Annotated in this window: 10 protein-coding genes and 1 tRNA gene; 1 reads left to right on the forward strand and 10 read right to left on the reverse strand. The window is 68.0% G+C overall.

Features of this window, described 5'->3' with window-relative positions; genetic code table 11:
• Positions 1-66: 66 nt before the first annotated feature.
• From MX659_RS08020 to MX659_RS08040, 5 genes are all read right to left on the reverse strand, one after another.
• A complete protein-coding gene (locus MX659_RS08020; RefSeq protein ID WP_267192950.1) occupies positions 67-1,257 on the reverse strand; it encodes a coiled-coil domain-containing protein in 1,191 nt (396 codons plus the stop codon).
• Between the two features lie 99 nt (positions 1,258-1,356).
• Positions 1,357-3,411 (reverse strand): sensor histidine kinase, encoded by a 2,055-nt coding sequence (locus tag MX659_RS08025; protein ID WP_267192951.1) that lies wholly within the window; start codon positions 3,409-3,411, stop codon positions 1,357-1,359.
• Positions 3,412-4,200: 789 nt separating this feature from the next.
• A tRNA-Phe gene (locus tag MX659_RS08030) sits at positions 4,201-4,276 on the reverse strand.
• A 62-nt stretch (positions 4,277-4,338) separates the two neighbouring features.
• Positions 4,339-5,682, reverse strand: coding sequence for a M20/M25/M40 family metallo-hydrolase (locus MX659_RS08035; protein ID WP_267192952.1), 1,344 nt, complete (start codon positions 5,680-5,682; stop codon positions 4,339-4,341).
• Complete coding sequence (locus tag MX659_RS08040; protein ID WP_267192953.1) at positions 5,675-5,860, reverse strand: 4-oxalocrotonate tautomerase; 186 nt, start codon at positions 5,858-5,860, stop codon at positions 5,675-5,677. The genes MX659_RS08035 and MX659_RS08040 overlap by 8 nt, the downstream gene beginning before the upstream one ends.
• Before the next feature lie 91 nt (positions 5,861-5,951).
• On the opposite strand from MX659_RS08040, the gene MX659_RS08045 reads away from it, so the two are divergent.
• Positions 5,952-6,356 carry a bacteriohemerythrin gene (locus MX659_RS08045; protein ID WP_267192954.1) on the forward strand — a complete coding sequence of 135 codons (405 nt, stop codon included), beginning with the start codon at positions 5,952-5,954 and terminating at the stop codon, positions 6,354-6,356.
• 14 nt (positions 6,357-6,370) lie between these two features.
• Here MX659_RS08045 and MX659_RS08050 read toward each other — a convergent pair whose 3' ends face one another.
• The 5 genes from MX659_RS08050 to MX659_RS08070 all read right to left on the reverse strand — a co-directional run.
• Complete coding sequence (locus tag MX659_RS08050; RefSeq protein WP_267192955.1) at positions 6,371-7,276, reverse strand: thiamine pyrophosphate-dependent enzyme; 906 nt, start codon at positions 7,274-7,276, stop codon at positions 6,371-6,373.
• Positions 7,273-8,490 carry a transketolase C-terminal domain-containing protein gene (locus MX659_RS08055; protein WP_267192956.1) on the reverse strand — a complete coding sequence of 406 codons (1,218 nt, stop codon included), beginning with the start codon at positions 8,488-8,490 and terminating at the stop codon, positions 7,273-7,275. The genes MX659_RS08050 and MX659_RS08055 overlap by 4 nt, the downstream gene beginning before the upstream one ends.
• The gene (locus MX659_RS08060) at positions 8,487-8,801 is read right to left on the reverse strand and encodes a 4Fe-4S binding protein (protein WP_267192957.1); all 315 of its coding nucleotides are present in this window, start codon (positions 8,799-8,801) and stop codon (positions 8,487-8,489) included. The genes MX659_RS08055 and MX659_RS08060 overlap by 4 nt, the downstream gene beginning before the upstream one ends.
• An 11-nt stretch (positions 8,802-8,812) precedes the next feature.
• Entirely contained in the window at positions 8,813-9,367 is a 555-nt protein-coding gene (locus MX659_RS08065; RefSeq protein ID WP_267192978.1) for a 2-oxoacid:acceptor oxidoreductase family protein, read from the reverse strand.
• A gap of 8 nt (positions 9,368-9,375) precedes the next feature.
• Positions 9,376-10,258 (reverse strand): AMP-binding protein (locus tag MX659_RS08070; protein ID WP_267192958.1); only part of this gene is annotated, 883 nt, incomplete at its 5' end.

Here is a 10,258-nt window from a genome sequence, read left to right on the forward strand (position 1 = left end):
GCGCACTTCTCAGTGTATAACGAGCACGCCGTTCGCAACGATTCGCGGGAGCCTCAGGTCAGCCCCTTAGGACACCGGGTCGCCGAAGTAGCGCCAGTACAGCATCCAGAAGGACGTGTTCCCGTGCAGGTGAGGCGTGTAGCGGTACAGAGAGTAGGTCGAGGCGTTGGTCGGGAAGACCGGGCTTCCGTCGATCACGAGCCGCACGCCCGGATACCAACCGTCGGCGTTGCGGTCGAGCGCGCGCGCTCCGTACCAGATCTGGTTCCCGAAGCCCTGGTACTGTGTGAGGGTCGAGCTGTCGGTCTTGCCGCACCCCATCGCCCAGTCGTACGCGTACTGAGAGGGGCTGCGGTCCTCAAGCAAGGACTGCTCCTTTTGCAGAGTCGCCAGGATCACCTTCGGAGAGACGTTCCAGTAGACTGCCGCATCGACGATCATCTCCGCTGCCGTCTTGTCGCGACCTGCGTAGTCAGGCCCACGGTAGGTCGCGAGCGTGCTCGAGAGACTCTCGAGGAACGCCTGCACGTCCGAAACGCTCATACACGCCGCGTCTCTGAAGTTCGCGTCCGATATGATCGTGTCCGGTGCGAAGTCCCTTCCAGGCGTCCCCCCTTTCGCTGCCTCTGCCGCCTTGCGGCGCATGAGCTCGGCGATATCTTCGCCAAGCGCCGTCGCACGGGCCTGCTGATTTTGAATCGCCTGCTCGATGGCCTTGCGACTCGCCTCTGCCTCCACGCGCATCTGCTCGAGCCGGGCGACGCGGTCTTCGTAGTCGCGCTGCTCGAACGCACGCTGGCGCTTCGCAACGGTCAGATCCTCCACGACCCGCGTGTCGTATCGCGTGACGAAGAAAAGGTAGTCGATACGCTTGAACAGATCCGGAACAGAATCTGCGCTGAGCAGCACCTCGAGATAGTCGACCTTCCCTGACCGGTACAGCTCGGCAGCACGTGCCGTGAACGCCGTCCGCGCCCGCTCCAGGTCGGCCTCGGCCTGGGCGACTCGCTCCTGCGCATCCGCCACGTCTTGGCGCGCCCGGTCGATCCGCGCCACCAAGTCGAGGTACTCCGAGATCTGCTGCTCGAGCTGCGCCTGCAAGCGAGCGACGTCTGCGAGCGCGGCCTGCCGCTCGGCTTCCTTCTGCTGGATCTCGGCGTCAACTGGAGACGCGGAAGCAGGCGTCGCGGGCACGGCCGCCACGGCCACGACGACGAGCAGGCAGAAAACGAACGCACGTATGCGGCGATTGGTCATGTGACGCTCCGGTCACTCTCTGGTGCTCGATGCGCCACACAAGGATAGCAGCCTTGTCTGGCAGCAGCGAGGGCGCGCAAGCATCGCCGGATCGGCCGTCTAGCTCCTCAGCAGTTCGGTGCCGTCTTCTTCGCTTTCGAAGGGACTCTCGATTTCAGGCAGCTGGACGCGGAACGTCGAGCCGCGTCCTGGCTCGCTCTCAACCACCACCGCGCCGCCGAGCAGCTCGGCCACGCCCTTCACGACCGAGAGACCGACACCGGCGCCCAGGGGCTTGGCCGCGCCCCTTCGCGCGACTTGATAGAACTCCTCGAAGATGAGGCCCCGTTCCTCTGCCGGGATCCCTGGCCCCGTATCAGACACGCTCAACTCGACGCCGTCGCTGTCGTGGACGAACAGGACGCGGACCTCCCCGGACTCCGTGAACTTGACGGCGTTCCCGACGAGGTTGTGGAGGATCTGCACGATGCGCCGCTTGTCGCTGCGCACCGCCGGTTCGCCCTGGACAGACCACGCGAGAGCGAGCCCCTTGTCTTCGGCTTGCATCTTGAGCCCGCTCAGCGCCTCATCGAGCATCTCGCGGGCGTCGAACTCGGCGATGTCCACGTGCGCCTGGCCCGCCCGCAGCAGCGAAAGGTCGAGCACGTCGTTCACGAGCGTGAGCAGCTGTTCTCCGGATGCCCGGATGAAGCCCACCTGCCGTTTCTGCTCGTCGTCCAAGTCGCCGGCGAGCCCGCTCAAGAGGAGCTCAGAGAACCCGAGAACCGAGTTCAGCGGCGTGCGGAGCTCATGGCTCATGGCGCGCAGGAAGTCGTCTCGCATCGCCACGGCTTCCTCGAGCGCAGCGTTCGCCGCACGCAGCTCTTCGAGCGGGCGCTCCACGTCTCGGGTACGCTCTGCGACGCGCCGTTCGAGCTCCGCGTTGTGGCGCTTCAGCGATTGCTCTGCCTTCTTGCGGTAGGTGATGTCCGTGACGACCGTGACGAACTGCCCCGGTTGCGGGGAGTACGCCGTTACCTCGAACCAACGCCCCAGCGCAGATGCGTGATCTTCGAAGCGCTGCGCAACGCCCGTGAGGGCCACCTCGCCATACCGGTCGATCCACGCCTGTTCCACGCCGGGCAGGACCTCGCGCACCGTCTTGCCGACGATGTCTCGCTTCCTCAGGCCCAGAATCGACTCGAATGCCGGGTTCACGTCGAGGAACCGGTAGTCCACGGGCCGTCCGGCGTCGTCAAGGACGATCTCGTGAAGCGCAACGCCTTCGGTCATGCTCTCGATGAGGAGCGCGTTGCGGCGGGCGGCGTCGAGAAGCTCCGCCGTGGCCGCTTCGGCCGCCTTGCGCTCCCGGATGTCTCGGACGACGGCCGCGACGTGTGCCCGTCCGTCGAACCTCACGGGTGAGAGCACGACCTCGACGGGGATCTCCTCGCCAGATTTCGCGCGCGCCGCGAGCTCGAGCGCGCCTTCCTTGAACGACAGCGTCCCTTCTGCCGCAAACCGCTGGAACTGCTCCTGGACCGCCTCTTCGGGCAGCCTGGGCGCCAGCAGTCCGTGCACGTCAGCACCCAGGACCTCGTCTCGGGCGTACCCGAACAGGCGCTCGGCTGCACGGTTCCACAGCACGATCCGTCCTCTGTCGTCCAGCACCACCAGAGCATCGCCCATCGACTCGCCGATCGCCGCGACCAGGTCCTCTTGTTCCCGCGTTCGCTGACGAGCGGCACGCTCCTCGGTGACATCGCGCAGCGTCATACTCGCTGCTACCACACGGCCGTCGTCGTCGATGACCGGCGCTGCCGAGATGACGAGCGTCCTGATTCCGAGCGCAGTCAGGCACTCGCGTTCAGCGACGTGCGGCGCACCGTCAGCGAACGCCGCGCGGGAGGGGCAACCATCCCACCCGCGTTCGGGCGGCGCAGGGCTCCACAACCGCCAGCACGGAGGAGACTGCGAGAAGTCGATCTCCGGGAACCACTCGCGCACGACCTTGTTGACCGCCACGATCCGCAGGTCCGGTGCGAGGATCACCTCGGCGAACGGGACGTCGTCGAGACGGATCCGATACGAAGCCCCGTCCTCGGACGTCACGATGAATGCCGGGGCGGCCTCACGGCTGACGCCGCTCGTATCGCCACTGGTTTCTGCTGCCACGCTGATCGACCCTCTTTGCGCCAGTCGAGCGCGAGTCTCGGCCGACGGTAGAAGTCAGAGGGGACGCATTCAACGCGTCCCCCATACTCGGAGGAGTATCGGCGCGAACGAGCGCGAACTTGAGGCGATCCCGGCGGAATGGCACGAGCGCCCTGCCTCCCGCGTAACGTCGTCGCAGGCTTTCACACGCACACCGCACTTTGTGAATCGAGCCGCACGGCTCGCCTGAAGCGCCTCTGTGACGATCGACAGGAGAACGACGCAGAGAACCATGAAGGCACGGACGTTCGCACTCCTTGCACGCGGTCGGCCTGCTCGCATTCAGCGGCCTGTGCGCCGGGTGCAGCACCTCGGCTCCGCGAAACAACGCCGCTCAGGGGAGTGCACGAGAGACCCATCAGAGCGACCGCGTCATCGTTCCAGACCTCGTCGCTCTCGGGAGCGAGAGCGACTTCAGCACGGAGCTGTCGCAGAGCGGGGAAACCGCCCGGTACGGTGACGCGCGCCGCCAAGAGGTCTACACGGAGATTGCGCGCAAGGCCGGCCTCACGTTGGAGGTCGTTGTCATGAGCGAGGACGATGAAGTGTTCGCGCACGGTTCTGCAGGGTGGCCGCTCGGCCAGTACCCGGACCTGGCGCACGGTCCCCCGCGGATCGACGGTGCGGCTCGTGCTCATCTCGAGATCCGGCGAGTGACGTATGCTCGCACGAAGCGCACTGTCTACCTGGACGCAAGCGACGTGAACAAGAAGGCCGAGCCCGCTTCGGGCTCGGCCTTCTCAGCATCACTGGTGGCCAGAGACGGACTTGAACCGCCGACACGGGGATTTTCAGTCCCCTGCTCTACCAACTGAGCTACCTGGCCGTTTCGCGCCAAAGCACTATAGCCCAAGAGGACGCCGCGTTTCAAGGCGGCCGTAGCGTCTCTTACCGTGCCAACCCGGCCAGCAGCAGCGCCTCTGCCACCGTCGCGCGTTCGAGCTCTTCTCTATCGACGCTCTCGTTGGGAGCATGGATCGCGCACGAGCCGTCCTCCGGCCCCCACAGGATGATCTCTGCACCGGGCAGCGTTCGCGCGAAGGCGCTCACGAGCGGGATAGAGCCGCCTGCGCCGAGCGAGACCGGATCGCGCCCGTAGGCTTCGCGCAGCGCCTCGCGCGCCTTCGAATACGCCGGACCGCTCGTATCGGCAGCGAACCCCGGGCCTACCGCGCCTGGCGTCACGCGCACCCGCGCATTCCACGGCACCGAGCGCCTGATGTGCTCCATCAACAGCCGCTGCGCCTCGGTTGGATCGGAGCTGGGCGGGACGCGAAGGCTCACGCGCGCTCGCGCTTCGTGCACCAGAGCGTTGCGTGAGCCTTCGACCGCTGGCGCGTCGATGCCGATGACGTTGACGGACGGCTTCGCCCACAGGCGCTCACCGAGCGTTCCCGTTCCGATGAGCGAGACGCCGTCCAGCAGCCCGGCCTCACGGGCGATGCCGCCTTCGTCAGGCTCCAGGCCGTCCCATGACGTGCCGGTCAGCCCGTCGATGGCGACGTCGCCGTTCTCGTCGAGCAGCGTGTCGAGGGCCCTTATCAGCGCCATGAGCGCGTCGGGGAACGGGCCGCCGTACGAGCCTGAATGGACCGGCGCCGCGAGCGTCCGCACCTCGATGGTGCAGTCCGTCACGCCCCTGAGCGATGTCGTGAGCGTCGGCTCGCCTGCCCGCCAGTTCCCCATGTCGCCCACGACGACGACGTCTGCCGCGACGACCTCAGGATGCGCGAGGACCCACTCTTCAAGCCCGCTTCGGCCGGTCTCCTCCTCGCCCTCGACGAGCACCTTCACACCGATGCCAAGCTCACCAGCGAGCGCTTGCAGTGCGGTCGCGTGCATCACGATGCCGGCCTTGTTGTCGGCAGCGCCCCGACCGTACAGCCGACCATCGCGCTCGGTGAGCTCGAAGGGCGGCGAGAGCCACGCGCTCGCGTCTCCTTCCGGCTGCACGTCGTAGTGCGCGTACAGAAGCACCGTCGGTGCGCCGGCAGGTGCAGGAATCTCGCCGAACACAGCAGGCGGCGCGTCCGGAATCTCGAGGAACTGCACCGCGCAGCCCACGCGCTCGAGAAGCCGGGCTGTGACTCGGGCGGCCTCGAGCACCGGCGCACGGTCGTAGCCTGGAAACGCGATCGATGGGACCGCGACGAGCGCCCGCAGGTCTTCGACGGCCTGCGGCATCAGCACGCGCACGCGATCGCGGATGCGGTCGTCGACCCCCTCACGCATCGCAGCCGAGCTTCCCGCCGTCCCCGTAGTCGTGGCGCGCCATGTCGTGGATGACGATGTGCACCGCTTCCGGCTTCGTGTCCACGGTCTCGACGATCGCCTGGGTGACGCGCTTGACGAGCTCGCGCTTCTGCTCGACGGTCCTGCCTTCGTACATGTGGATGTGGACGATCGGCATCTCTACCTCCTCGCGCTGGAAACGCCCAGAGTGTACCGCAGCACCGCGACGAGCGCGCGGACATGCGCTAGATTGGTGCAAGGAGGTCGACATGGACGAACGATTCGCATGGGACCCTGCGCTCGAAACGGGTGTAGAGCAGGTCGATCGGCAGCACAGGCGGCTGTTCAAGCTTGCCTCGACGCTGAGCTCGTGCTCGCTCGATGAGAACTGCGACGAGGACACCGTCACCGACGCGATCTACGGGCTCACCGAGTACGTCACCGAGCACTTCGCTGACGAAGAGACGCTGATGGAGCAAGCGTCGTACCCCGGGCTCGGACCGCACCGCAGCCGCCACGAGCAGCTCACCGCCGATACGATGCGCTACGTCGCGCGGTTCTTCAACGGCGAGCGCGTGGCAGCCGAGGAGCTCTCGGAGTTCCTGGCGGACTGGCTTGCGGCGCACATCGAGCGCGACGACAAGGCCTTCGCCGTCTGGCTTCGCGAGCGATAGCGCACGAGCGGGCCCTACGCGCCTCGCGCGTGGCGTTCGAGCGCCTCGGCCCAGCGCTCGTCGACCCACGCCTGGATTGCGGCCTCAGCCTCCGCGTCGAGGCCCTTGAACCGCGACTGCGCCTTCAGGTACTCGCCGACAGGCGTCAGCGCCGCACCGGCCTTCGCGAGGGCCGCGCTCCGGCCGGTGAGCCGGAAGACGCCGTGCTCGACCTCGTACAGCACCACGATGCCGCTTTCGACGGCCAGCTTCCCGAGGCGCACCGAAAGTGCGGGGTCGAAGCCCCACCCGCTCGGGCACGGCGTGTGCATGTGGACGTAGCGCAAACCGCGCATCGCGCGCGCTTTCGCGACCTTGTCGTACACGTCGGTCGGGAACGCTGCGCTCGTCACGGCGACGTACGGGACGCGATGGGCCTCCATGATGCGCGGAACGTCCTTCGGGTTCTCCCGCTTGCCCGACCAGGTCGTGGTCGTGCGTGCGCCGGAAGGCGTCGAGCCGGATCGCTGCGTCCCGGTGTTCATGTACGCCTCGTTGTCGTAGCACAGGTAGATGAGGTCCTCGTTGCGTTCGGCCGCGCCAGACAGCGCCTGGATGCCGATGTCGGCCGTGCCGCCGTCGCCTGCCATCGCGAGAACCGCCATCTCGTCGCCGCGCCCGGTCGCGCGCAGCCCCGCGGCGATGCCCGCCGCCACTGCCGCCGTCGACGGGAACGCGCAATTCACCCACGGCATGCGGACCGAGGACACCGGGTACATGCCGCCGAGCACCGTCAGACAGCTCGCCGGCACGGTCATGACGGCCCGCCCTTCGAGCGCCTTGGTGATGGCCCGCAGACCGATGCCGAGCCCGCAGCCAGCGCACGCTCGGTTGCCGGGCAGCACCCGCTCTTCGACGGGAAGCTCGGTGATGCGCGTCATCGCACTCCCTCCTGAAGACGACCGACCCAGGCAGTCGCGCGGTCCACGACGCCGGCACGCGCGTCGATGAGCGCCCGCCGCACCTCGTCTGCGAGCGCTTCGGGCGTGACGTCGCGTCCGCCGAGCCCGCAGACCGCGCCGTACACCGCAGGTGAGCCTGCCGCGCCGTGAAGCGCCGCCTTGAGGTCCGTCGCGATCGGGCCTGCGTAGCCGTACGACAGCGCCTTGTCGAACACGAGCGCTGCGCGCGCATCCGAAAGCCGTTCTCGGACCGCCTCGGCCGGGAACGGGCGGTAGCAGCGGATGCCGAGCACGCCTGCAGCCACGCCGTCGCTGCGAAGCGTGTCTGCCACAAGGGTGAGCTGCGTGACGAGCGAGCCCGCGGCGACCAGCACGATCTCGGCGTCCTCAAGCCGATGCTCGACGAGAAGCCCGCCGGTGCGACGGCCGATGGCGCGTCCCCACGCTTCCGCGGCTTCCTGCACGACGTCGGCGGCAGCCAGCAGCGCTTCGTGATGGGCGGCTCGAAGCTCCATGTAGCCGCCGCGCAGCACGCCGTCTGCATCGCGCCGCGGATCGGCGATGACGACAGGGCCGATGTTGCGCGGGTCGTCTGGGGCGATGACCTGCAGCGGAGCGGGCCGTGGCGGCAGGAACGCATCGACTGCCGCAGCGTCCGGGACGTCGACCGGCATCGCCGTGTGCGAGAGCAAGAATCCGTCGTAGCAGACCATCACGGGCAGATTCGTCCGCTCGGCGACCCAGTAGGCCTGGACGACCGTATCGAGGATCTCTTGGTTGTCGCGGCAGTGCAGCTGCACCCAGCCAGCGTCGCGGACGCTCATCGAGTCCTGCTGGTCGTTGAGCACGTTCCACGGCGCGGCGAGCGAGCGGTTGGCGACGCACATCACGATCGGAAGGCGGGCGCCTGCGGCCCACCAGATCTGCTCGGTCATGTACGCAAGGCCGTTGGAGGAAGTCGCTGTGAACGCACGGGCGCCGGCCGTCGACGCGCCGATGCACACCGACATCGCCGAGTGCTCCGACTCGACGGCGATGAACTCGGCCGGCATCTCGCCCGATTCGACCCACGACGAGAGCGTCTCCACGACGGGCGACTGCGGGGTGATCGGGTAGGCAGCGACCACCTGGGCGCGAGCGAGCCGTGCGCCCCACGCGGCCGACTCGTTGCCGGTGAGGATGCGCTTCGTCACCGCTTTTCGCCCCCTGCCGTCTCGCACACGCCGTGCTGGGCCTCGGGGACCATCTCGATGGCGTGCGAAGGGCACACCTCGGCACAGATGCCGCAGCCCTTGCAGAACTCGAGGTCGATCTCGGGCGGAGCGCCCTGCGCGATGCACGCGTCCGGGCAGTGCGCCCAGCAGATCTGGCAGGTCGTGCGCCCCTGCCTCGCTGCCACGCACGCGCCCGCGTCCATGACGGGGCGCTCGTTGCGCCAATCGCCGGTCCGGCCCGCCTCGCCGCGGGCCGGCCTCGACATCGCGATCAGGTCGAAGGCGTCCATCTGGCTCCTTCTCACGCGTTCGTGCACTCGTACGCGAGGCGCGCGGCCTCGATGTTGCGCGCTGCTGCCGTGCCCGAGAAGGCGGCCGCGATGGCCTGCTCGACCGCCTCGGGCGTGACCGACCCCGTGGCTGCCGCGAAGGCGCCGAGGATCGCCGTGTTCACGATGGGCTGACCGCCGACGACCACGCCGGCGGCCTGCGCGGCGCCGGTGACGTCGGTGCGCACCACGCGCGCTCCGGCAGGCACGTCGATGCGAAGCGCCGGGTCGACGGTGTTGACGATGACGACGCCACCGGGCTTCAGGCCAGCGGCCACGTCGACCGCCGAGACCAGCGAGTCGTCGAGCACTACGACCACGTCCGGCGCCGTGACTTGCGAGAGCACGCGGATCGGCTCGTGCGCCATGCGCGTCGAGGCCGTCACGGGCGCCCCGCGACGTTCCGCGCCGAACGAGGGCGCGGCGGTGACGCTCTCCCACCCGCTCAGGTACGCGGCCTGAGCGAGGATCTTGGCGGCCGTGACGGCGCCCTGCCCGCCGCGGCCGTGCCAGCGCACCTCGACCATCGCGCCGCTCACGCCTGCTGCCCCTCGTCGGCAGCGGCCGCGCTGGGGTCGTTCTCGCCTGCGAACACGCCGATCCGGATGTCGAGCATCTCCTTGGCCATCTCGCGGAGCTTGTACTTCTGGATCTTGCCGGACGCGGTCATCGGGAACTCGTCGACGAAGAACACGTACTTCGGCGCCTTGTAGCGCGCGATGCGCGCGCGGGCGTACTCCTGCACGTCCTCCTCGGTGATGTCCGCTCCGGGCGCCTTCTTGATGAACGCGCCGACCACCTCGCCGTACTTCGCGTCCGGCACACCCACCACCTGCACGTCTTGGACGCCCGGCATCGTGTAGAGGAACTCCTCGATCTCGCGCGGGTAGATGTTCTCGCCGCCGCGGATGATCATGTCCTTGATGCGGCCGGTGATGCGGTAGTAGCCCTCCTCGTCGACGGTCCCCAGGTCGCCCGAGTGCAGCCATCCGTCCTTGTCGATGGCGGCGGCCGTCGCCTCGGGCATCTTGTAGTAGCCCTTCATCACGTTGTAGCCGCGGCAGCACAGCTCGCCAGGGACGTTCGGCGGGCACTCCTCGCCGGTCTCCGGATCGACGACTTTCACTTCGATCTCGGGCAAGGCGCGACCGACGGTCTCCACCCGGCGCTCGATCGGGTCGTCGGTGGAGGTCTGCGTGAACACCGGCGACGCCTCAGTGAGCCCGTACGCGATGGTGATCTCCGGGCAGTGCATGCGGTCCATGACCTGCTTCATCGTCTCGATCGGGCACGGAGAGCCTGCCATGATGCCGGTGCGCAGGCTCGACAGGTCGAACATGTCGAACATCGGGTGCGCCAGCTCGGCGATGAACATCGTAGGCACGCCGTAGACCGCCGTACACCGCTCCTTCTGGATC

Origin of the sequence: Parvivirga hydrogeniphila (genome assembly GCF_023371205.1) — a bacterium.
GTDB lineage: Bacteria > Actinomycetota > Coriobacteriia > Anaerosomatales > Anaerosomataceae > Parvivirga > Parvivirga hydrogeniphila.

Bases quoted from the DNA above. Each gene is read 5' to 3' on its own strand.
- MX659_RS08060 (WP_267192957.1), bottom strand. From the start codon at position 8,801: ATGGACGCCTTCGACCTGATCGCGATGTCGAGGCCGGCCCGCGGCGAG.
- MX659_RS08020 (WP_267192950.1), bottom strand. From the start codon at position 1,257: ATGACCAATCGCCGCATACGTGCGTTCGTTTTCTGCCTGCTCGTCGTC.
- MX659_RS08045 (WP_267192954.1), top strand. From the start codon at position 5,952: ATGGACGAACGATTCGCATGGGACCCTGCGCTCGAAACGGGTGTAGAG.
- MX659_RS08040 (WP_267192953.1), bottom strand. From the start codon at position 5,860: ATGCCGATCGTCCACATCCACATGTACGAAGGCAGGACCGTCGAGCAG.
- MX659_RS08050 (WP_267192955.1), bottom strand. From the start codon at position 7,276: ATGACGCGCATCACCGAGCTTCCCGTCGAAGAGCGGGTGCTGCCCGGC.
- MX659_RS08065 (WP_267192978.1), bottom strand. From the start codon at position 9,367: ATGGTCGAGGTGCGCTGGCACGGCCGCGGCGGGCAGGGCGCCGTCACG.
- MX659_RS08035 (WP_267192952.1), bottom strand. From the start codon at position 5,682: ATGCGTGAGGGGGTCGACGACCGCATCCGCGATCGCGTGCGCGTGCTG.